The following is a 21,092-nucleotide window of genomic DNA, read 5'->3' as shown; positions in this document are numbered from 1 at the left end:
TTCTTTTATGAAAACCACCCTGATAACCCTTCTGACGGTATTTTGTATGGCTATGTGCCGGGAAAACGACGAGCCAACCGGTTCTGAACTGCGCGCTGATGCGATGTTGTATCCCAACGGACTGGCTTATGACGCCTGTGAAACCAACATTGTCCTCAACTGGAATGATCCCAACAAAATCATTCGCTATGCGCCCGATGCCGAATCCATCGCGCTGGTTGAAAGCTTTGTGGGTAAAGAACCGCAGAAACAGGGGAATATCATTTATAAATTTACGGGCCGCAAGAAAACCGTTCAGTGCGGCTGGGGCGCAAAATTTGAAGCCGACGAAATAACCGTCGTTTCCATTCGCTAACTTGCGGAATGACTTTTTCTGAAATTGCCGAGCTGCTGGTGGCTGAGTTCGGCACCGACGTAATCCGGCAAACCAACACCACCAATCCGCAGCCTTTTCTGGTGGTCGAGTCGAATCGAATTGCCGGGCTTTGCCGGTTTTTGCGCGACGACGACCGGCTTTACTTCGACTTTCTGGCTTGCATGACCGGCATCGATAACGGTCTGCAAGCCAACACAATGGAGGTCGTCTACAACCTCACCTCGATTCCGTACGAACACAATCTGATGCTAAAAGTTGTGGTGCCGCGCAACGCCGAAGGCGAACCGCTGCCGGTTGTTCCAACGGTTAGCACGATCTGGCGAACCGCCGACTGGCACGAGCGTGAAATCTACGACCTGGTCGGGATTCAGTTTGCCGGACACCCCGATCTGCGTCGGATTCTGATGCCCACCGACTGGCAGGGCCATCCGCTACGGAAAGATTATCAGGACCTGGAGACTTATCACGGAATCAAGGTGAAATAGAACCTGAGAGCAATCCCATTTGGTAGTGTGCAATTGTCAGTTTAACTTGTATCATTTCTGGATTACGGACTTGAGAATTGCCTTCATGCCAACGCTTCGCTATAAAATAATACCGGTTTTTAGTCTGCTGCTGTTCCTGTTTTCGGGCCAACTTTTGGTGGCTTACGGCCAGTTGAAATCGGATTCTGTGACGGTGTCGGGTCGGATCAAAAATCTGACCATTCAACTGTACCGACAAAGTCCCAACGTTACCATTTCGCGCAACAACATTTTGCAGGCCAGCCGCGAACTGGCGCGCCCGGCCCCGCTCGAACCCGATGGCTCGTTCAAGGTGACCTTGCCGCTGGTTTACCCTTACGAAGAGTTGTATTTCAATTTTGGCCAGATTTCGACCGCTTTTCTGGCTTCGGCCGGAACCATCGAAATTGCGCTCGATGCGGATTCTCTTTTTCTGTCTGACGCCCCTTTCCGGTTCAGCGGTGCCAATGCGCAGGTTAATAATCAACTGACTCGTTACAAGGTATTTGAATTTAAAAACAAACCCAAAGCCGATGGTCGTCAGCTGACGAGAAAGGTAGAAGGGCGTTCGGCCGAAGACAGCCGGAAGATTCTGACCAATGAGTTTATCACTACCTACGAAAAATACCGCGAGACTCACGAGATTTTGCCCTTGCTAGATCAATATATCAAATCCGGGGTCAAATACGAGGTAGCCGCTTTTCTGTACGACAAAGCCAGTGCCGAGCAGGATACGCGCCTGGAAACCAATGTGCCGATCAGCAATTTGCGCCCGGCCAACGATTTGTTTCTGACCGTTCAGCGGGCGACCGCCCTGGAGCGGTTTTCGTTGTACGCAGCTTCCCGCATTGCCGATCAGGACGGCCGAGGGATTCCGGTGGGAACGTTTGCCAATCTGGTCGACCGGTATATTCGGGACCTTTCCGAAACGGAGCGGGCCCGAATCAACGAACTCAAAACCGGCCGAACCGGCACCAACCGTGATATGCCGATGTTGCAGCGGATTTTACAGCGCCACCAGGACACCCTGGCCAAGTTGCTGGTGTACGAAACCCGGATGTCGCACTTGCGGAAAGTTGTGGATACAACCGGTTTGGATTACCTGAAAGCAAATTTTCTGGCAACAAATCTGCCCACGATCGAGCTGAAAAATCAGGAATTACTGTATCAGCACATTATGCCGCAGGTGGGTGATCCGCATTACCGGCTTTCACTGGAGGAATTGTATCGGCTGGAGGTAAAAGACAGCGCAACGATCAATGCGGTGGCGGCTAAGTTCAGCAAGCAGATCAATCAGCCGGTGGAGGTTTTGTCGGGGGTAACGCTCCTGCGTTCCAGCCGATACGGTAAAGAGCTGATTGAGCAGTTTCAGGCGCAGGCCCAGGGGCGGTTGATTTACGTGCTGGCCTGGTCGCCCGATGTGGAAGCCTCGCGGCTGGAGTTGCAGGCCGCCCGCGCCCTTCAGGAGCAATTGGGGAGCCGCGACATCCTGTTTGTTTACGTCGGCACCAGCGAAACGTCGACCGAACTCTGGCGCGAGTCGGTCGCCAAAAACAAGGCCAAAGGTTTGCACGTATTTGTTGAAACAGACCAGTTTGATAGTCTGATTGCGTTGATGCGGAGCGATGTTGTTCCGGCGGCTACGCTGCTGGGCCGGGATGGAAAATTCATCAAGCGTGATGCCCCCCTGCCCTCCAAACCTGACGAAGTCCTAAAACTCCTTCGGGAAAAATGATGAAAGCCATCTCACCGTTCATTTGTGCTCATATCGTTAATTATTCCGACCTACAACCGCGAAGAATTGTTGGTTCAATGCCTGCAATGCGCTTTTCGGCAAGACTTCCGTGATTATGAAATCATTGTAGTCGATCAAACCCGCCAGCATAAACCGGTAACCCGGCAGTTTCTGGACGATCATCAAAATTGCTTTCGGCTCATCAAGAGCGAAAAACCGTCGCTGACGGCGGCCCGCAATCTGGGTCTTCAACACGCCCGGGGTGAAGTAATTGTGTTCATTGACGACGACACGGAGTTCGAACCGGATTTCCTGCGGGCGCATTACCGGGCGCACCAGAGCGGTTTGGAAGTGGTTCAGGGCCGGATCATCGAACGGCACGTTCCGCCCCAGTCGAGCCCATCCTGGCTAACGTGGTACCTGAAATTCAAAGGGGGGGACGACTGCCCGACCGACGGTCCGGTGAATGTCATCACGGGCGCTAATTTCTCGGTTTCCCGCGCGGTTTTCGACAAAATCGGATTGTTTGACGAAGGTTTCGCCGGGGTTGCCGTTCACGAAGACGCCGATTTTGGCCTGCGTGCTTTTCGCGCCGGATGCCGAATGGCCTATGTGGCTGCGGCCGCGCTGGTTCATCACGCCAGTAATCAGGGTGGGGTTGACTCGGGCATCGAAGAGAAGTTTTTCAATTTAAGTTACCACCAGTGCAGCCTGCTGTTTGCCCGCAAACATTTTCCGAAGCCCATCGTGCTCTATTTCCGTACCCGGCTCATCCTGCGTGGTTTACGGAGCGTCAAGAAGTTGATTCGGCAGGCCGACCAACGGGTCATTGCCCAGCTCAATCAATAATCCTGATCAGGGCGCAGTCCGCAATTTCGTCAACTTAACCGGAACCCCCGCCAGCCGGACGTTCGGCGGGGGCGCAAACTCGTCGGCATTAAAAACCACTTTCGTACCGGTTTTCCGAACCTGTTGGGGAAGATTGCAGGCGAAATAGCGGGTTTTGTCGCTGGTTTGGATGTAGACCCAGGTACTGGTTGACGAGGATTCGGCTTCGTTGATCACCACACCCGGCACTTCGCGCAGTTCGGCTGCTTTTTTCCATTCGACATAATCCGGGCAATCGGGGCTAACTGCCACCTCGTTGTCCCAAGAGTTGGGCTGGCAGGCGGTTAAGAGAAAAATGAGCACGAGCGTCTTCATCGGGTTTACCACTGTTTTACTATAAGACGCAGGAAGGAGGGAAAAGGTTGGGAAAATCTCCGGAGACATTCGATGCTTCTTATGTAAAAAAGATAGTCAGGGAGAATTGAGCGAAAAAGTATTTTTAAATTGCATGTACAAATTAAAAATACTGCTTTTATATTTGAACCCATAAGTGATTTCTGGAAAGATTAGGCATGTAAATAAACAACAATACATGCCTATTTTTCTATATGTGCAATATTCTTTAACCACACCCATTTTTATGTTACGAAATTTCACCTTTCTCTGTTTACTTGCCTTAACCCTATTTTGCGGAGGCTGCTTGAGAGACCATCTCACCCCAGAACAGCCGGAAGGCTGGCGAACGCTAGCTCCATTACCTTCGCCAAATCCGTTATTTATGGTGAATCTAAAAGGAAGTTTATATGTGGGGGTTCAGGATGAAAAACTTCCTAACCTCTTAACAAAGCTCTGGCAGTATGATTTCGCTACGAATTCATGGAAAGCAAAAAAGGATTTTACAGGTAAGTTAACCATGGGGCTTAGCTACTTTACTGTTGGCGAAAAACTATACCTGGGCCTGGCACAAACCGGAGGACACGATCTTACCTCAACATTTGGTGTGGAGGAATATTCGAAGACTTTCTACGAATACGATCCTGGTACTGATAACTGGAAAACCGTTGATTCGCCACCTAATACTGCAGGATCGGGCCCCCAAATCGGGACAGGTGCCATTTCTTTTAATCTCCAAAATGGAGGACTTGTGCTTTGGGGAACGTATCGCACCCAGAATAGTATGGCAACTTTTATGAATGAAGAAGGAGGTCTTTATAACGCTTCAACAGGTTGGAACCGAGTAAATATTACTATTTTGGGAAGCCCTGCCTTTCCGGATATTCCATCTAATCCCACAGAGTTCAACTTGATTAAGTACAAAGTAATGCGAAAAAATGGTTTTGGATTCGCTCTCAATGACCAGGTTTACATAGGTGGTGGAGATACCTATCGAACAAGCATGTTCGACCCTTTTTATGGATATGACGAGCTTCGGAATAATGTTTTGTCCCACGAACTTTATGAGTACACCACCACTAAAAGCCCAGACGGTACATCATTAGTCGTGAAAAAGATAATTCACACACCTGCCGATTATAACCTAACCGGAGCCCATCAAGCTTTTTCTATCAATAATTCCAGTTATATCATCACTTCAGATGGTCAGTTGATTCGGTTTACACCAAATACCAATCTGTGGGAAAAATTTGCTACTGCCAGTCCATTGATCGTTGGTAGTGCTTTAAATGACAAGGCTTATTTTATCAACAAGGATAATCAGTTGGTAGAGTACATTTCCAATTGATGCCATCTTCAGAATGTGCTGACAGCAAGGAGTCTGCGAATAGCGTCAGTTGCTAAAACAACACTGCCCACTAGAATAGGACAGCCGCCCGGTTTTGAAAACCGAGCGGCTGTTTTGTTACCAAACCGTCCGATTTCTGAGGCAATAATTCGCCATCCGGCGGTTACACTCTCTCTTAAAGTTAATCCTCTCCCATTGAATTATTTCGTAATTTCGTTGGTTCTCAAGGAACTACTATGGAGCGAATGATGGAAAGACCCCTAACCGACTGGCTGCCGCTGACGAAACAGGAAGTGGAGAAACGCGGCTGGGATGAAGTGGATATTGTGCTGGTGTCCGGGGATGCCTACGTGGACCATCCAGCGTTTGGAACCGCCGTGATCGGCCGGATCATGGAGAGCGAAGGGTTCAGGGTCGCGATTATTGCCCAGCCCAACTGGAAGGACGACCTGCGCGATTTCAAGAAATTTGGCAAACCGAAATACTTCTTTGGCGTAACGGCGGGCTGTATGGATTCGATGGTGAATCACTACACGGCCAATAAACGCCTGCGTTCCAACGATTCCTACACGCCCGGTGGCGAAGCCGGTTTTCGGCCCGATTACGCGACCATTGTCTACACCAAAATCCTGAAACAACTGTTTCCCGATGTACCGGTTTTGCTCGGCGGCATCGAGGCATCGCTGCGCCGGGTGACCCATTACGACTACTGGCAGGACAAATTGATGCCGTCGATTCTGGTGGATGCCGGGGCCGATATGCTGGTGTACGGGATGGGCGAACAACCGCTGCGCGAAATCCTGAAACTGGTGCTGAAAGGCGTGCCGTTTTCGTCGATGCGCAACATCAACCAGGTGTCGTTTCTGCACGACGGCCGTACCGAACTGCGCGATTATAATAACTGGAATACGGTCGCGCTGGCGAGCCACGAAGAATGCCTGGACGACAAGATTAAATACGCGGCCAATTTCAAGATCGTGGAGGTGGAGTCGAACAAATGGCAGGCCAACCGGATTACGCAGAACGTGGGCGATCAGGTGCTGGTCATTAATCCGCCGTTCAAGACGATGGATGAAGCCGAAATCGATAAATCGTTCGATTTGCCGTACACGCGGCTGCCGCACCCGAAATACAAAAAGCGGGGGCCGATTCCGGCGTACGAAATGATCAAATTCTCGGTGAATATGCACCGGGGCTGTTTCGGCGGGTGTAGTTTCTGCACGATTTCGGCGCACCAGGGCAAGTTCATTGCGTCGCGGAGCGAAAAATCGGTGTTGAAGGAAGTCGACGAAATCACGAAGCATCCGGAGTTCAAGGGTTACATCTCGGATTTGGGCGGCCCGTCGGCGAATATGTACCAGATGAAGGGCAAAGACGAGTCGATCTGCGCCCGCTGCCAGAGTCCGAGCTGCATTCACCCGGTGATTTGCTCGAACCTCGACACCTCGCACAAACCGCTGACCGAACTGTACCGCAAGGTCGATGCCGATCCGAGGATTAAAAAAGCGTTTGTCGGTTCGGGTGTGCGGTACGATTTGCTGGTCGATGATTTCAACAAAAACAACCAGGACGGCAACCACGACGAATACATGGAGCAACTGATCACGCGCCATGTTTCGGGCCGGTTGAAGGTCGCTCCCGAGCATACATCCGACGATACGCTGCGGATCATGCGGAAACCGTCGTTCAAGTACTTCAAAACGTTCAAGAAGAAATACGACGAGATTTCGGAGAAACACAACTTGAAACAGCCGCTGATTCCGTACTTCATTTCATCGCATCCCGGTTGCGAGGAGCAGGACATGGCCAATCTGGCGGCCGAAACGAAAGACCTTGGTTTTCAGCTCGAACAGGTACAGGATTTCACGCCCACGCCGATGACGGTGGCCGAGGTGATTTACTATTCGGGGGTTCACCCGTATACGCTGAAACCGGTCAAAACCGCCAAAACCCGGGAGGAAAAGAAGACTCAGAATAACTATTTTTTCTGGTACAAACCCGAATACAAAAACTGGATTCGCGACCGACTTACCAAACTCAATCGCCCGGATTTACTGGAACGGTTGCTGGGCAGCCAGAAGCAAAGCAATCCCGGCAAGCCGAAGTTTTCGAGGAATTTCTCAGGGAAAAAGAAACGATAAACGGGGTTGCCCCTAAATCCCCTAAAGGGGACTTGGACGCTGAATCTCCAGAAGCAAAAGTCCCCTTTAGGGGATTTAGGGGCAACAAAAAGACCCGTCAGGTTTTGAAAACCTGACGGGTCTTTTTGTTTTATACGAAAGCGGATAATCAGCCCAGCTTCACTTTCAGGTTTTGATCCAGCGCTTCCAGGAAATCCTCGGTGTTGAGGTAGTGCTCACCGGCCACCAGTTTCGTGCCCGCCGGATAAGCCGACAACGCCAGATCCTTCGTCATTTTACCACTTTCTACAGTTTCGATACAAACCGCTTCCAGGGCGTTCGAAAAATCGATCAGTGGTTGGTTGCCGTCCAGTTTACCCCGGAAAGCCAGACCCCGCGTCCAGGCAAAAATCGATGCAATCGGGTTGGTTGAAGTCGGGTTGCCTTTCTGGTGTTCGCGGTAGTGGCGCGTTACGGTTCCGTGGGCCGCTTCGGCTTCCATCGTTTTGCCATCGGGCGTAACGAGTACGGAGGTCATCAAACCGAGTGAGCCAAAGCCCTGCGCCACCGTATCCGACTGAACGTCACCGTCGTAGTTTTTACACGCCCAAACAAAGTTACCTTCCCATTTCAGGGCGGAGGCCACCATGTCGTCGATCAGGCGGTGTTCGTAATGAACGCCTTTCGCCTTGAACTCGTTTTCGTAAATTTCCTGGAAAATATCCTTGAAACGACCGTCGTATTTCTTCAGAATCGTGTTTTTGGTCGAGAGGTACAGCGGCCATTTTTTCTGCAACGCCATGTTGAAACAAGCGTGGGCGAAACCGCGTATCGACTCGTCGACGTTGTACATACCCATTGCGACACCCGGGCCCTGGAATTTGTAAACTCCGTATTCCTGAACGGTTCCGTCTTCGCCTTCAAACTTCATCGTCAGCTTGCCTTTGCCCGGCACGATGAAATCCGTCGCGCGGTATTGGTCGCCGAACGCGTGCCGACCGACGATGATCGGGGCCGACCAGTTGGTCACTAAACGTGGCACGTTTTTAATGACGATGGGCTCGCGGAAAACAGTACCGTCCAGAATGTTCCGGATGGTGCCGTTCGGCGATTTCCACATTTGTTTCAGATTGAATTCTTTGACGCGGTCTTCGTCGGGCGTGATGGTGGCGCATTTGATCCCGACACCGTATTCTTTGATGGCATTGGCGGCATCGATCGTCACCTGGTCGTTGGTCTCATCGCGGTATTCAACGCCCAAATCGTAGTATTTGATGTCAACGTCGATGTACGGCAGGATGAGTTTGTCTTTGATAAACTTCCAGATAATTCGGGTCATTTCGTCACCATCCAGTTCTACAACCGGATTTGCCACTTTAATTTTCTCCATTGGTTTATATCAATCAAGTGAAACGTTACAGGAAATCAGCCGCAAAGGTAACAATTCTGGGCATAATGTAGTGGCCGTTTGTGATCGTAATTGCGGGGATTGTCAGTAGAAATCAAGTCTGAAGGACTTGACAAAGGATAACTCTGAATTGTATTCAGGGCAATCGGTATCATTACCGTTGCACCAACCCCAACGGGTTTGACTAAAGTTACTAATCGGATCGATGCCAACGGGGGCAATGAGACCAGAATGCGACTTTATCCCTAATTGCATTTAACCTATGTCAGACCTTTCGGGCTTTCGTCTTACTCCACATCGATAAAAAGAATGGCACGTAAAAATTTATTCCGTATATTCAGGTAGATTGCTTGCCTGTTGATCAAATAAAATTTGGTTACTCCAGGAAAAACTTTTCAATTATCATTCTTGGGCTGTTGATAATGCCTACGTTGCTTATCGAAAGGGAAATGACGGAAATCGACTTGCTGGGCTATGCGCTGAACCAGTTTGCCGGAATGGATGAGGAAGCTTTTGCCCTGTCCGTTCCGTACTGGCAAAAGAAAAACTACCGGAAAGGGGAGTTTTATAACGAGTACAAGAACGTTTGCAAACACCTCGGTTTTATTCTGGACGGGGTTTTCCGGACGTATTATGTCCACGGCGAAACCGCTGAGGAAAAGAACGTTTTCTTCTTTTCAAAAAACCAGATAGTCGTTTCTTACAAGAGTTTTGTGAACCAGACGCCCTGCAATTACTACACGGAGTCGATGGTCGATTCAACCATTCTGTACATTCATATCAACCACATCAACCAGCTTTACGCGCAATCCCAGCAGTGGGAGCATTTTGGTCGACTGGTAGCCGAGCGGGCGTTCAATATTGCGATGGACCGGGCCGAAGATTTTCTGTTTAAAACGCCCGAGCAGCGGTATCTGGAACTGATTGAGCAGCACCCCGATCTGTACAACACGATTCCGCTCTACCACATTTCGTCGTACCTCGGTATTCAGGGACCGTCGTTGAGCCGGATTCGAAAACGAATGATGCAGCGCTAACTTCCTGATTCGCTGAATCCTTCTGGTTTAATATTCGCTTACCGAAGCTGTAGAATTCAGGCGGGAAAACGTAATTTGTCGTGCAGCGAGCTCATCCGGAATCGGATTATAATCTTCGTCTACCAGGACCGCCGAGTGAACGAATCCAGCGCATATAACCAGGCCGACGGTAATCACACCACTGAGAATACGCAGCGTGTCGCTGGTCAGTATGAAAACCAGGGCCATCACACAGGCCAGTGCCGCTAAAACAAGCGTGTACTTTATCATGGTTGAATGAGCCAATACGAGTGAGTGATGCATACCGGCGACGAAAGAAATCGGCCGGTTTTGTAGTATTGGACGGAAAAATCGGCAGGAAGTCACTCGCTACGGAGAAACTTTAAGAGTAGAACAGCGATTTTTTTCGGGCGGATTTGCTTTCTTAACCCAGGTTAAAATTATTGAGCCGGATCGTGGGGACCTTTGTCCTGTTCAAATCGCTGAACGACAGACAAAAACAGAACTCTTAAACAATACGATCATGAAAGCCAGTAGCACCAAAACCGTCCTCTTTGTCACCGGAGCCTTCGTTGTTAACACCAGTTGGAAGGAGTGGCAAGCCTACTTCGAAAGCAAAGGGTTCAAAACCTACGCCCCAGCCTGGCCGTACAAAAACGGAACCGCGGCCGAACTCCGCAACCGCCAGCCGAACGATACCGATTTAGCCGCCCTGACCTTAACGGAACTCGTTGATTACTACGCCAATTTTGCCAAAAAATTACCCGAAAAACCGATCATCATCGGCCACTCGCTGGGTGGCCTCATTACCCAGATTCTGATCAACCGTGGGCTGGGCGTGGCCGGGGTGGCCATTCATCCGGTGGCTCCGCAGGGGATTATTCCGTACGAATTCTCGTTCCTGAAAGCCGGTTGGAAGGTGCTGGGCTTATTTACTTCCCTGAAGAAAACCTACCTGATGTCGTTCAAAGACTGGCAATACGCGTTCGTGAACGGCATGTCGCTGGAAGAGCAGAAAAAAGCCTACGAAGAAAACACGATCCCGGAATCGAAAACCGTCGCCCGGGGTGGTTTGACCAGCGCGGCCTATGTCGATTTTGCCAAACCGCACGCTCCGCTGCTGATTACCGCCGGTGAGATCGATACCATTATCCCCGCCCACCTGAACCGCCGGAATTTCAATGCGTATAAGCCCAACGGTTCCGTGCTGGATTACAAGGAATTTCCGGGCCGCAACCACTTCGTGCTGGGCCAGCCGACCTGGAAAGAAGATGCCGATTATATCCTGGATTGGCTTACTAAAAATGCCTGAAAACGATCACAGCGGTTTGAAATTTCAAACCGCTGTGATTATGGGACGAACCTGTAGGAATTGAGTCAACCCCTTCGGGGTTGGTGAATCGGGGAGACTTCTTTGCCCCGAATTGCATTCGGGGTTATCCATAGTTAAGCCCTTCGGGCTTAAGGATTTGGTTCTGACTTTTTCCTTAGACTACGAAAAAGAAAGTTAGATACGAGGAAAGTCCGAAGGACTTAACTCTGGATCTCCCCGAACGCAGTTCGGGGAGATCGGATAGTCAGCATGACACAACCCCGGCGGGGTTGACTTAGGCAACCGTTTCGGAGTGAATAACCCCCAACTCCCGGCCGATTTTCGTAAAGGCGGCTACCGCTTTTTCCAGGTGTTCCGGTTCGTGACCGGCCGAAATCTGCACCCGAATCCGAGCTTTGCCTTTCGGCACTACCGGGTAAAAGAACCCGATCACGTAAATGCCTTCGTCCAACAACCGGGCTGCAAATTCCTGCGCCAGTGGCGCGTCGTACAGCATGATCGGAACAATCGGGTGTTCGCCCGGCAGAATATCAAAACCGGCGGCTGTCATGGCTTCGCGGAAAAACCGGGTGTTGCTTTCCAGCTTGTCGCGCAGGGCCGTCGACGACCGTAAAATGTCCAGCACTTTCAGCGACGCGCCGACAATGGCCGGAGCCAGCGTGTTCGAGAACAGATAAGGCCGCGACCGCTGCCGCAGCAGGTCCACGATCTCTTTCCGGGCTGCGGTAAAACCGCCCGATGCGCCACCGAGCGCTTTGCCGTAGGTGCCGGTGATGATGTCGATGCGGCCAAAAACATTCCGGTATTCCGGCGTTCCGCGACCGGTTTTGCCCAGAAAACCGCTGGCGTGGCATTCGTCGACCATCACCATCGCGCCGTATTGATCCGCCAGGTCACAAATTTTATCGAGCTGAGCAATCGTGCCGTCCATCGAAAACGCGCCGTCTGTCACGATCAGTTTCCGCCGACTGCCCGCGGCTGCTTTCAGCTGCGTTTCCAGATCGGCCATGTCGTTGTGTTTGTAGCGAAACCGCTGGGCTTTGCACAACCGGATGCCGTCGATGATTGATGCGTGGTTCAGTTCGTCGGAAATAATGGCGTCTTCTTCATTCAACAGTGGTTCGAAAACCCCGCCGTTGGCATCGAACGCAGCTGCGTACAGAATGCAGTCTTCGGCGCCGACAAACTCGGCGGTTTTCCGTTCCAGCTCCTTGTGAATGTCCTGCGTTCCGCAGATAAACCGCACCGATGACAGGCCAAAACCGTGCGTATCCAGCGTTTCGTGGGCCGCTTTGATCACGTCGGGATGGGATGACAGACCCAGGTAATTGTTGGCGCAGAAGTTCAGAACCTCACGTCCGCCGTGAATGGCAATGACCGACGATTGGGGCGAAATAATAATCCGTTCGGATTTGTACAAACCGGCTTCCCGAATCGCGTCGAGTTCCTGTTGGAGTTCTTTTCTGATCGTGTACATATCGTTTTTAGGTTTGCCCCTAAATCCCCTAAAGGGGACCTTTGATCTGAATCTATTAAGTCCCTTTAGGGGATTTAGGGGCAGTTTTTTAATGAGTTGGAACGAGGGTGTGATAACTGGTCGAAAGTTGCGTGATCATTTCCTGCGTCATGTGTGGCAGGTCGAATTCCGGTTTCCAGCCCCAGTCGCGCCGGGCCACCGTATCGTCGATGGTTTTGGGCCACGAATCGGCAATGGCCTGCCGGAAATCCGGTTTATACCGGACCTTGAAATCCGGAAAATACGTCTGAATGGAAGCCGTTAGGTCGGCGGGTGTAAAACTCATCCCGGCCAGGTTATAAGACGTTCGCACCTTGATCCGGTTTTCGGGTGCTTCCATCAGTTCGAGTGTCGCCCGCAGTGCGTCGTCCATATACATCATCGGTAATAGTGTGTTTTCAGACAAAAAACACTCGTACGGTTGTCCCTGCACAGCCGCGTGAAAAATCGCGACGGCGTAGTCGGTGGTGCCGCCCCCCGGCATCGACTGGTAGCTGATCAGGCCCGGATACCGTAGCGAGCGCACATCCAGACCGTAGCGTTTGTGGTAATAAAGCGACCAGTTTTCGGCAGCTACTTTACTGATGCCATAAACCGTAGCCGGGTCGAGCACGGCCGTCTGGGGTGTTTCGTATTTGGGCGCATCGTCGCCAAAAGCCGCAATCGAACTCGGTACAAAAACCTTCCGAATCCGGTTGACACGGGCTACTTCCAGCACGTTGAGCAGCGTTGCCATGTTCAGGTTCCAGGCCCAGATCGGGTCACTTTCACCTTTGGCCGAAAGAATGGCCGCCAGGTGATAAATCTGCGTAACCCGGTGACGTCGAACGACTTCAGTTAGCTCATCGGCTTTGGTGGCGTCCATTTGTTCAAAAATTCCCTGCTCTTGATCAGGCCGTCGCAGGTCGGCGGCAACAACAGAGCGAGTCCCGTAAATAGCCTGCAGCCGGGGCAGCAAGGCCGTTCCGATCTGGCCATTAGCCCCGATCACGAGAATGGTTTCGCGCTTCATTTTCCAGTTTGTTTGAAGAGTAAACTTAACACTGCCAAAAACCGGTCGAGTGTAGTGCCAAACCGTTTTTTGTTTATGGTACAAATATACTTATACCGATTATTTTTGGATATTCATTCAATAAATCAGTTAATATTGTGGTTAAGTTAAAAAATTGAAGATATTATTACGGTATTGATTGAATAGGAAGAATTGATTGTAGAAAAATTTTCGGCGATGGAACAACTGGACGAAATCGACAAGAAACTGTTGCGGCTTTTGCAGGAAGATGCGAAGCTGACGACGAAGGAATTAGCGGCTCAATTGAGCCTGACATTGTCACCGGTTTACGAGCGAATTAAACGACTGGAAAACCTGGGTTTTATCAAACAATACGTGGCGGTTTTAGACAAAAACCTGCTGGGTCAGCCGATCACCACGTTTTGCCAGGTGTCAATGCGCTACCACGACAAGGCGTTTATTGACAAGTTTGAGGAAGAAATCAAGAAGCTGGAAGAAGTGCAGGAATGCTACCACATGGCGGGCCAGGTCGATTTTCTGCTCAAAATTCACGTCAGCAGTCTGGAACGGTATCACAACTTTGTGAAGTACAAACTGTCTGAAATTGAGAACATTGGCACGCTCAACAGCACCTTTGTTCTGAAAGAAATCAAGCACGATCTGGGCTACCCGATTCACTGATCGCCGATGCGGGGGAGCGTCCAGTTGTTGCGGATGGCCAACAGACGGATGATGGTAATGCTGGCGGCTGAAATCAGGAAATTAATAGTGGGGTCAATCGCCAGCTCTCGCCCCAGCACGTAAAGCAGCGCGCCCGTCAGGCAAGCCGTGGCATACACGTGTTTTTCAAAGATCAAAGGAATGTCATTCACCAGGGTGTCGCGCAGAACACCGCCAAACAGAGCCGACATCACCCCCAATAAGACGGCCGCCCAGTTATTGACGTTCAGACTCAACGCTTTCTGTAAGCCGAGGATGGTATAAATGCCGATGCCAAGGGTATCAAAAAAAAGCAACGGGCGTCGAAGCTGGCCAAACCACCAGCGTCGGCCGACGATGGCAATACCCACGCCCATCATGATGACGATGATGTAGTTGGGGTCACGAATCCAGAAAATGGGGTGAGCGCCCATGATGATATCACGGGTCGTTCCTCCGCCGACCGCCGTTAGAAATCCGATAAAAGAGATTCCAAACAGATCGTGGTACACCCTTTTGCTCAGGGCCGAAAGCGCCCCTGAAATGGCGAATACGCCCGTTCCGATTAAGTCGATGAAATACCAGCTTGTCATGGTTCAAAGGAACTACTTTTCCCGGAAATGAAGGCAAATTTGTCTCGTTTAACGCCGAAACCGGTCTTGGATTTTAAAACCGGACCCCCTATCTTCGGCTATCCGACCCTTCCTGAACCACCATGTTCCACGCGTTCCTGCTCGCCATCAGTTTAGGGCTCAACCCGACGGTTTTACCCGACCAAAAACCGCCAGTCGCGGAAACCACCATTTTTCAGAGTGGGGAAGATGGGTATAAATGTTTCCGGATTCCGGCCATTGTGAAAGCGCCCAACGGCAATCTGCTGGCCTTTGCCGAAGGTCGCCGGAAGGACTGCGATGATTTTGGCGATATCGACATCGTCATGCGGATCAGCCAGGACAACGGCCGGACCTGGGGACCGCTACAAATTGCCGCCGACAATGGGAATCTCCAGGCTGGCAATCCGGCCCCGGTTTTCGATCTGGCCGACAAAAATTTCCCGCAGGGACGGCTGTTTCTGGTTTATAATACCGGCGTTATGTCGGAAAGCGAGCTGCGCAAAGGTGGGGGCATTCGGGAGATCTGGTACAAAACCAGCACCGACGGCGGGCAAACCTGGGCAGATGCCGTGAACATTACGACGCAGGTTTCCAAGCCCCATCAGCCCGACGTGAACCCGGCGTATGCGTTTCCCGAAGACTGGCGGTGGTACGCCAACACGCCCGGCCACGCGTTGCAGATGAAAAAAGGACGCTACAAAGGCCGGATTTTTGTTGCGGCCAACCACACCGCCGGTTCAGAGCAACCCCAGTTTCGGGATTGCCGGGCGCACGGTTTTTACTCCGACGATCACGGAAAAACCTGGAAACTGACGCCAGACGTGGCGTATCCGGGCAGCAACGAAAGCACAGCCGCCGAAACCTCGGATGGCGGTTTGCTGATCAACAGCCGGAACCAGTCGGGCGACGTGAAAAACCGCCTGCTGTCGTTTTCCAAAACCGGTGGAGAAAGCTGGGAACCGGTGCGGATCGCGACCGATCTGCCCGACCCGGTTTGCGAAGGCAGCATGATCGACTACCCCATCAGCCGTCGCAAAACCGTATTACTGTTTTCGAATCCCAACAGTCCGAAAACCCGGACGAACCTCACGGTTCGGGTCAGTACCGACGACGGCAAAAGATGGTCGGGCGGCAGGGAAATTTACAGCGGTTCGTCGGCCTATTCCGATCTGGTGATTCAGAAAGACGGCAACATCGGGATTGTGTATGAAAAAGATAGGTATAGTAAGATTGTCTACACCCACTTTTCGTATAAGTGGCTGATTGAGTGAGTATCAACGCGAACTATGGAATTGTTGGCCGCGTAGCGGACTGATATTTTTAGCCTAAAGACAGCCCGATTCCTTCCGCGTGCCTTTAGGTACGCCATTTCCTGCACCTGTTGCGTGCCTAAAGGCACGCGGGAGAATCGGACCGCCTTTTGACTACAAACATGCCGTGCCGCTGGCACTTCATCAGCTCATAATTATTTTTTCGGCAACGTAATCCCGCTGGACTGGTTGACAAAAACCGGGGTCTTTTTCGGAGCCGGATCGGTGATTGTCATGGGCGTCAAGCTGGCCTGTTTTACGTCGTCGAGGACCACGGCGGGGCGGTAATCCTTTTTCTGGCAGATCAGCCGGACGTTTTCAAACTTGATATTTTGGGCGTGTCGGAGGTAAAAACCCCAGGACGGAAGTTCGCCAAACATCGAGAAATCCGGGTAAGCCGTCGGTTTTTCGGGTACTTTGTCGAGGGCCGTGAGCGGCACGTTGGCGAACGAGGCCGAACCGCCCCCGGGCTGAATGATTTCGACGTTTTTCAGCGTCACATTGTTCACCAGTGCATCGGGCATCCCGACAATCGAGGAAGGCGAAACGTTGCGGGGCATGTCTTCAATCGGCCCTTCGTATTCGTAACCGGCATCCGCTTTTGTCGCCGGAACTTCGACGCGGATGTTGGTCAGCCGGACGTTTTCCAGCCGCCCTTTTTTGCCTTTCACGCGTTCGCCGATGCGCAGAAAAATCGCATTTCCCGTATTAATGGCTTCCAGACTATCAATTTCCACGTTTTCGATAAAACCGCCATCAACGGCTTCGAGCGCAATGGCCGAGCGGTAGGTGTCGTAAACCTTGATCCGGCGCATGTTGATGTTGCGAAAACCGCCGTAGCTGGCCGTGCCGAATTTGATGGCGTTGGCGCTGGACCGGATCGTGCAGTTGCGGACGTAAATATTTTCGCAAACCTTCGTCGCGTCGTGCGATTTGAGGCAAATTCCGTCGTCGTCCGAGTCGATGTACGAATTAGTCACACTCACGCTGTCGCAATCCACCAGATCGATGCCGTCGTTGTTCCAGTAGGCTTTGCTATCGACCGAAATGCCGTCGAGCTGTACATTCTTGCACTGGTCATAAATCTGCACCCAACTGGCCGAATTTTTGAGCGTAACACCTTGGAGTTTAACACGTTGGTCGCCCCGGAAATAAATCAAAACCGCCCGGGCTTCGGCTTCGGGCCGGTCGAAACGAAACTGGTCCTTGATGAGTCCTTTCTGGATCATATTGATGACGTTGCGGGCCAGATAACGCCCCTGCCCGTCGATGATGCCTTTGCCGGTGATGGCAATATTCTGCTGATTTTCCGCGAATACAAGGGCAGTCCAGACGTGCCGGTCGTAATCGAACGGATTCAGCGATCCGAGCAAAACCGCCCCCTCTTCCAGGTGCAATGTTACATTGGATTTCAGGTGAATCGAACCCGTCAGAAACCGCCCGACGTTGAACACCAGCCGCCCCCCGCCGTTCTGGTGAATGTGATTGATGGCGTATTGAATCGACCGCGTGTTGAGCGTAGCGCCATCCGAATAAATACCAAACAGCGAAACCGGGTAATCTTTGGCCTGGAGGCTAAACGTCGCAAAAAAGAAAAAGAGGAAGGTGTAAACAAACTTCATGAACAGTTGGGTTTAGGAAAAATAGAAATCAGGATGAAGGGTCGGGTTGCAGCCAGACTACCTTTTGTTCAGATTGGTGCGGTTGTCCGATAATGTTGCGGTAAAGGTCGGGTCGGCGGGCCTGTTTGTAGCGAAAACCGCCCGCCATCGTCAACTTTTCCGGCGTACAGGTCGCGATCACAAACTCATTGTCAAGCTTGCGACATTCGGCCAGCACGTCGCCGAACGGGTCGATGATCATCGAGCAGCCGTTTTTGAGCTGATCGTCGTCCATACCGATCGGGTTGGAGAAAACCACGTAAATGCCGTTGTCGTAGGCCCGCGCCGGGAGCCATTTCATCAGCCACGAACGCCCTTTCATGCTGTCGAATTCCAGCCGCAGCGAGGTCGGATCGTTCTCCCGGTTTTCCCAGAGCGCCGGATCGACAAAACCGGCGCCGGGGCGCGTGGAGGGCGTACACATCGTGACGTGCGGCATGAAAATAATGTCGGCACCGAGCAGGGTTGTCGCCCGGACATTTTCGATGATGTTGTTGTCGTAACAGATCAGAATGCCGCATTTCCAGCCCTTGATCTCGAAAACGACGTATTGATCACCCGGCAGCAGGTGCGGATTGATGAACGGATGCAGTTTGCGGTATTTGGCAACCAGCCCGTTTTCATCGACGCAAACGTACGGTTTATACAGGCGATCCTGGTCGTCTTTTTCGAACAAACCCGCCAGAATGACAATCTGGTGTTCGCGGGCAATGGCGGTCAGGGCCTGAATGCTTTCCCCGCCGGGCACCAACTCGGCGATATCCAGCATTTGCTCGCGCGACAGATGCCGGGCGTGGGTGTAGCCCGTGATCGAGCACTCGTGAAAAACGATGACATCGGCGCCCTGTTGGGCGGCCTGTGCGGCCAGTTGGCGAATGATGGAAAGGTTGTAGGCTTTATCCCCGTTGTGGTGTTCAAACTGGGCGGTGGCAATGCGAAGCGGTTTCATCACGTAAAAGTAATGACAGAATCCGGTTTGGCGTAGTATCAGCCCACGGTTTTAACCGTGCGGTAAGGAATAAGGCTAATTCAATTTTCAAACCGTTCAACGGTTTCAGGATTTCAAAACCGTTAAAACGGTTAGAGATTTTGGTTTGAATATCGAAAACCCACAGTTCAAACCTTGGGCTGATAATTCTTTTGGGCTATTGTTTGGCGGCTTCGGCCAGCATCTTTTGCTGCAACCACGCCAGATTAAACCGGTAATGAATGCTGCTGCTGATCAGGTGGATCACATTGTCCGGGGTTTGCGTGAGGGCCAGATACCCGCGCGGTTCGGCGTTGGTGGCATTCATTTCGAACGCACCGGTCCAGGCACCGCCGTTGAGGTAGCGGTATTTCCCGTCGGTCAGGAGCTTCTTGACCGGCCAGGTTTTACCTTCGTCGAACGACAAAGCCGCGTACATACCGTAGCCTTTGAACGATTTGCCGCTGGCGTCGGTGAAAAGCATGCCTTTTTTGCTTTCGTCGGGCTCTTCGGGATGGTGCGTGAACGCGATAACCATTAGCGGTCCTTCGTTCAGTCGGCGTAGAATCAGCCGTTGGCCGCCCGCAATCGGCGGAAATTCGGAGGGCGAATACGTCCAGGTTTTGCCCATATCCGCCGAAGTACTCATCGGCATTTTCGCGATTCCATCCGCACCGGAAACATTGTCGTTACGCCCCAGCGCCATTAGACGGCCGTCTTTCAGCTGCGTAACCCCCGCGTGAATCCCGGCAATCAAACCGCCCGACGCACCGGTTTTGTAATCCGGTTTTTGCGGATCGGTATACGGTGCCACCCAGGTTTTGCCGCCGTCTTTGCTGACGTGAACCGCCGTTCCGCCCGTTGGGCCCGCGTCGGCATCACACGCCTGCACCAGCCAGCCTTCCTGCGTCTGGAACAAACCGGCAATCACCTGATGCCGCTTTTCGTGTTCCGGTGCCACCAGTTTCGGGGCCGACCAGGTCGCGCCGTTGTCGTGGCTGGTGCGCAAAACCATCGCCAGATTCTGCCAGTCTCCGCTGGCTTCGACGCCGTTCATATGGTAAATCGTGCCTTTTCCGTCGTGGAAAAGCGAACTGCCCGTCATGTTGCGGTCCGGCACTTTAAAAAACTCCGAGGGCGCATCCCATTTTTGCTGTCCGGCCCGTAAGCGGCTGGCAACCACCGTCATTTCGCGCCCCGATTCCCGTTCGGTCGAAAACCAGATGGCCAGCAAATCGCCGTTCGACGCCCAGGTAATGGCCGGTTGGTGGTTGTGCGAATAATACGGAACGCCCGCGTCGCAGGCCGGTTTGTTGACGTACCGAATCGGTTCCAGAAAAACCGGCTGCGTGGCCGATACGGCTTTCCAGGCGAACGGTTTTTGCGAAACGTTCTGCGCGTTGGCTTTCGGCGGAATGGCGGGCAGCGGCTGGCTGACCGGTTTTTCGGCCTGAACCACCCGGAAACCCACCAGCCAGTGTTTGTCTTCGGGGATCATGGCGAGCCGGTTGGTCGCCCGCAGGAAGTTCATGGGCGTGCCGTGGCTGCCTCCGCGCGTCACCCGATACAGACCGGAAGCCCGGCCCACCGGATCGCGCTGCTCGGCGGCTTCGTAGGGTCCGTACCAGTCCGAACACCATTCCTCGACGTTACCGTGCAAATCCTGCACACCCCATTGATTGGCCGGATTCTGGCCCACTTTCAGCGAAACAACGACGGGCGTGCGGTCGGTTTTCTGACTTTTCTGGTAGCTCGCGGGCAAAAACCGCCCGGTCGAAAAATCGGTGACGGTTCCGGCGTGGCAGGCGTATTCCCACTCGGCTTCGGTCGGCAGCCGATACGGTTTTCCTTCTTTTTTACTCAGCCATTCGCAATAGGCCACCGCTTCGGGGTAACTCACGAAAATGACGGCTTCGTCGTCGTCTTTCGAAAAACCGGCTTTTCCGCGCAGTTTTTTGTGTTCCGGATCAAAGGCTTCGTACTGCGCATTCGTGACTTCGGTCACCGCCATCCGGAACGGCTTGCTGATGGTAACGCGGTGAACGGGGGCTTCGTCGGCATTTTCGCCTTCGCCTTCCGACCCCCTATAATACCGCCCGGCCGGAATCGGCACCAGCTTCATGCCAACGGAATTGGTTTCCTGCGCATGGGCGGTTAAAGCTCCTAGAACGGATAAAACGAGCAGAAAAGAGTATTTCATAGAAGGATTAATAAGAAGAATAGGAACACGGC

At 52.1% G+C, this 21,092-nt stretch carries 19 protein-coding genes; 10 read left to right on the top strand and 9 right to left on the bottom strand.

The genetic code is table 11. The annotated features are described in order from the left end of the window. The first annotated feature begins 7 nt into the window (after positions 1-7). The 4 genes from GJJ30_RS02280 (at position 8) to GJJ30_RS02265 (ending at position 3,463) form a co-directional block, all read left to right on the top strand. Positions 8-355: a hypothetical protein gene (locus GJJ30_RS02280; protein ID WP_154172718.1), complete on the top strand. Its 348-nt coding sequence runs from the start codon at positions 8-10 to the stop codon at positions 353-355. Positions 356-363: 8 nt separating this feature from the next. Continuing rightward, positions 364-861 carry an NADH-quinone oxidoreductase subunit C gene (locus GJJ30_RS02275; protein ID WP_154172717.1) on the top strand — a complete coding sequence of 166 codons (498 nt, stop codon included), beginning with the start codon at positions 364-366 and terminating at the stop codon, positions 859-861. Between the two features lie 85 nt (positions 862-946). Further along, positions 947-2,614, top strand: coding sequence for a hypothetical protein (locus tag GJJ30_RS02270; protein WP_154172714.1), 1,668 nt, complete (start codon positions 947-949; stop codon positions 2,612-2,614). Between the two features lie 24 nt (positions 2,615-2,638). Next, complete coding sequence (locus GJJ30_RS02265) at positions 2,639-3,463, top strand: glycosyltransferase family 2 protein (protein ID WP_154172712.1); 825 nt, start codon at positions 2,639-2,641, stop codon at positions 3,461-3,463. A gap of 6 nt (positions 3,464-3,469) precedes the next feature. Here the strand turns inward: GJJ30_RS02265 and GJJ30_RS02260 are convergent, their stop codons facing one another. Next, the gene (locus tag GJJ30_RS02260; RefSeq protein ID WP_154172710.1) at positions 3,470-3,817 is read right to left on the bottom strand and encodes a hypothetical protein; all 348 of its coding nucleotides are present in this window, start codon (positions 3,815-3,817) and stop codon (positions 3,470-3,472) included. Positions 3,818-4,082: 265 nt separating this feature from the next. Between GJJ30_RS02260 and GJJ30_RS02255 the strand changes: the two genes are divergently transcribed. Together GJJ30_RS02255 and GJJ30_RS02250 are read left to right on the top strand one after the other, a co-directional pair. Further along, entirely contained in the window at positions 4,083-5,183 is a 1,101-nt protein-coding gene (locus GJJ30_RS02255; protein ID WP_154172708.1) for a Kelch repeat-containing protein, read from the top strand. Positions 5,184-5,428: 245 nt separating this feature from the next. Then, positions 5,429-7,324, top strand: coding sequence for a YgiQ family radical SAM protein (locus GJJ30_RS02250; protein WP_154172706.1), 1,896 nt, complete (start codon positions 5,429-5,431; stop codon positions 7,322-7,324). A 148-nt stretch (positions 7,325-7,472) separates the two neighbouring features. On the opposite strand, the gene GJJ30_RS02245 is transcribed toward GJJ30_RS02250, so the two are convergent. After that, positions 7,473-8,693: an NADP-dependent isocitrate dehydrogenase gene (locus tag GJJ30_RS02245; RefSeq protein ID WP_154172705.1), complete on the bottom strand. Its 1,221-nt coding sequence runs from the start codon at positions 8,691-8,693 to the stop codon at positions 7,473-7,475. A gap of 440 nt (positions 8,694-9,133) precedes the next feature. On the opposite strand from GJJ30_RS02245, the gene GJJ30_RS02240 reads away from it, so the two are divergent. Further along, a complete protein-coding gene (locus GJJ30_RS02240; RefSeq protein WP_229312906.1) occupies positions 9,134-9,748 on the top strand; it encodes a Crp/Fnr family transcriptional regulator in 615 nt (204 codons plus the stop codon). Between the two features lie 27 nt (positions 9,749-9,775). On the opposite strand, the gene GJJ30_RS02235 is transcribed toward GJJ30_RS02240, so the two are convergent. Beyond that, positions 9,776-10,051 carry a hypothetical protein gene (locus GJJ30_RS02235; protein ID WP_154172703.1) on the bottom strand — a complete coding sequence of 92 codons (276 nt, stop codon included), beginning with the start codon at positions 10,049-10,051 and terminating at the stop codon, positions 9,776-9,778. A 220-nt stretch (positions 10,052-10,271) separates the two neighbouring features. On the opposite strand from GJJ30_RS02235, the gene GJJ30_RS02230 reads away from it, so the two are divergent. After that, a complete protein-coding gene (locus GJJ30_RS02230; RefSeq protein WP_154172701.1) occupies positions 10,272-11,060 on the top strand; it encodes an alpha/beta hydrolase in 789 nt (262 codons plus the stop codon). A 295-nt stretch (positions 11,061-11,355) separates the two neighbouring features. Here GJJ30_RS02230 and kbl read toward each other — a convergent pair whose 3' ends face one another. Further along, positions 11,356-12,558 (bottom strand): glycine C-acetyltransferase, encoded by a 1,203-nt coding sequence (gene kbl / locus GJJ30_RS02225; protein ID WP_154172699.1) that lies wholly within the window; start codon positions 12,556-12,558, stop codon positions 11,356-11,358. 88 nt (positions 12,559-12,646) lie between these two features. Then, entirely contained in the window at positions 12,647-13,609 is a 963-nt protein-coding gene (locus GJJ30_RS02220; RefSeq protein WP_154172697.1) for an NAD-dependent epimerase/dehydratase family protein, read from the bottom strand. A 216-nt stretch (positions 13,610-13,825) separates the two neighbouring features. Here GJJ30_RS02220 and GJJ30_RS02215 point away from each other — a divergent pair, with 216 nt between their 5' ends. Continuing rightward, on the top strand, positions 13,826-14,290 hold the full coding sequence (locus GJJ30_RS02215; protein WP_124875013.1) for an Lrp/AsnC family transcriptional regulator: 465 nt from the start codon (positions 13,826-13,828) through the stop codon (positions 14,288-14,290). On the opposite strand, the gene GJJ30_RS02210 is transcribed toward GJJ30_RS02215, so the two are convergent. After that, positions 14,284-14,901 (bottom strand): trimeric intracellular cation channel family protein, encoded by a 618-nt coding sequence (locus GJJ30_RS02210; protein ID WP_154172694.1) that lies wholly within the window; start codon positions 14,899-14,901, stop codon positions 14,284-14,286. The two genes, GJJ30_RS02215 and GJJ30_RS02210, sit on opposite strands and share 7 nt — an antisense overlap. Before the next feature lie 122 nt (positions 14,902-15,023). Between GJJ30_RS02210 and GJJ30_RS02205 the strand changes: the two genes are divergently transcribed. Further along, on the top strand, positions 15,024-16,193 hold the full coding sequence (locus GJJ30_RS02205; protein WP_154172692.1) for a sialidase family protein: 1,170 nt from the start codon (positions 15,024-15,026) through the stop codon (positions 16,191-16,193). A gap of 194 nt (positions 16,194-16,387) precedes the next feature. On the opposite strand, the gene GJJ30_RS02200 is transcribed toward GJJ30_RS02205, so the two are convergent. The 3 genes from GJJ30_RS02200 to GJJ30_RS02190 form a co-directional block, all read right to left on the bottom strand. Further along, positions 16,388-17,854 carry a glycoside hydrolase family 28 protein gene (locus GJJ30_RS02200; RefSeq protein ID WP_154172690.1) on the bottom strand — a complete coding sequence of 489 codons (1,467 nt, stop codon included), beginning with the start codon at positions 17,852-17,854 and terminating at the stop codon, positions 16,388-16,390. 28 nt (positions 17,855-17,882) lie between these two features. After that, on the bottom strand, positions 17,883-18,842 hold the full coding sequence (locus GJJ30_RS02195; RefSeq protein WP_154172688.1) for a nitrilase family protein: 960 nt from the start codon (positions 18,840-18,842) through the stop codon (positions 17,883-17,885). Between the two features lie 196 nt (positions 18,843-19,038). Then, on the bottom strand, positions 19,039-21,060 hold the full coding sequence (locus tag GJJ30_RS02190; protein WP_154172686.1) for an SUMF1/EgtB/PvdO family nonheme iron enzyme: 2,022 nt from the start codon (positions 21,058-21,060) through the stop codon (positions 19,039-19,041). Positions 21,061-21,092: the final 32 nt, after the last annotated feature.

The organism is Larkinella terrae, assembly GCF_009668025.1.
Classification (GTDB): Bacteria; Bacteroidota; Bacteroidia; order Cytophagales; family Spirosomataceae; genus Larkinella; species Larkinella terrae.
The sequence above is the reverse complement of the archived record's forward strand: the minus strand, read 5'-3'. Positions and strand labels throughout refer to the sequence as shown.

Coding starts and splice junctions, on each gene's coding strand:
- GJJ30_RS02200 (WP_154172690.1), bottom strand. CDS start 17,854: ATGAAGTTTGTTTACACCTTCCTCTTTTTCTTTTTTGCGACGTTTAGC.
- GJJ30_RS02215 (WP_124875013.1), top strand. CDS start 13,826: ATGGAACAACTGGACGAAATCGACAAGAAACTGTTGCGGCTTTTGCAG.
- GJJ30_RS02280 (WP_154172718.1), top strand. CDS start 8: ATGAAAACCACCCTGATAACCCTTCTGACGGTATTTTGTATGGCTATG.
- GJJ30_RS02220 (WP_154172697.1), bottom strand. CDS start 13,609: ATGAAGCGCGAAACCATTCTCGTGATCGGGGCTAATGGCCAGATCGGA.
- GJJ30_RS02205 (WP_154172692.1), top strand. CDS start 15,024: ATGTTCCACGCGTTCCTGCTCGCCATCAGTTTAGGGCTCAACCCGACG.
- GJJ30_RS02230 (WP_154172701.1), top strand. CDS start 10,272: ATGAAAGCCAGTAGCACCAAAACCGTCCTCTTTGTCACCGGAGCCTTC.
- GJJ30_RS02240 (WP_229312906.1), top strand. CDS start 9,134: ATGCCTACGTTGCTTATCGAAAGGGAAATGACGGAAATCGACTTGCTG.
- GJJ30_RS02195 (WP_154172688.1), bottom strand. CDS start 18,842: ATGAAACCGCTTCGCATTGCCACCGCCCAGTTTGAACACCACAACGGG.
- GJJ30_RS02245 (WP_154172705.1), bottom strand. CDS start 8,693: ATGGAGAAAATTAAAGTGGCAAATCCGGTTGTAGAACTGGATGGTGAC.
- GJJ30_RS02270 (WP_154172714.1), top strand. CDS start 947: ATGCCAACGCTTCGCTATAAAATAATACCGGTTTTTAGTCTGCTGCTG.
- kbl (WP_154172699.1), bottom strand. CDS start 12,558: ATGTACACGATCAGAAAAGAACTCCAACAGGAACTCGACGCGATTCGG.
- GJJ30_RS02260 (WP_154172710.1), bottom strand. CDS start 3,817: ATGAAGACGCTCGTGCTCATTTTTCTCTTAACCGCCTGCCAGCCCAAC.
- GJJ30_RS02235 (WP_154172703.1), bottom strand. CDS start 10,051: ATGCATCACTCACTCGTATTGGCTCATTCAACCATGATAAAGTACACG.
- GJJ30_RS02255 (WP_154172708.1), top strand. CDS start 4,083: ATGTTACGAAATTTCACCTTTCTCTGTTTACTTGCCTTAACCCTATTT.
- GJJ30_RS02210 (WP_154172694.1), bottom strand. CDS start 14,901: ATGACAAGCTGGTATTTCATCGACTTAATCGGAACGGGCGTATTCGCC.
- GJJ30_RS02250 (WP_154172706.1), top strand. CDS start 5,429: ATGATGGAAAGACCCCTAACCGACTGGCTGCCGCTGACGAAACAGGAA.
- GJJ30_RS02275 (WP_154172717.1), top strand. CDS start 364: ATGACTTTTTCTGAAATTGCCGAGCTGCTGGTGGCTGAGTTCGGCACC.
- GJJ30_RS02190 (WP_154172686.1), bottom strand. CDS start 21,060: ATGAAATACTCTTTTCTGCTCGTTTTATCCGTTCTAGGAGCTTTAACC.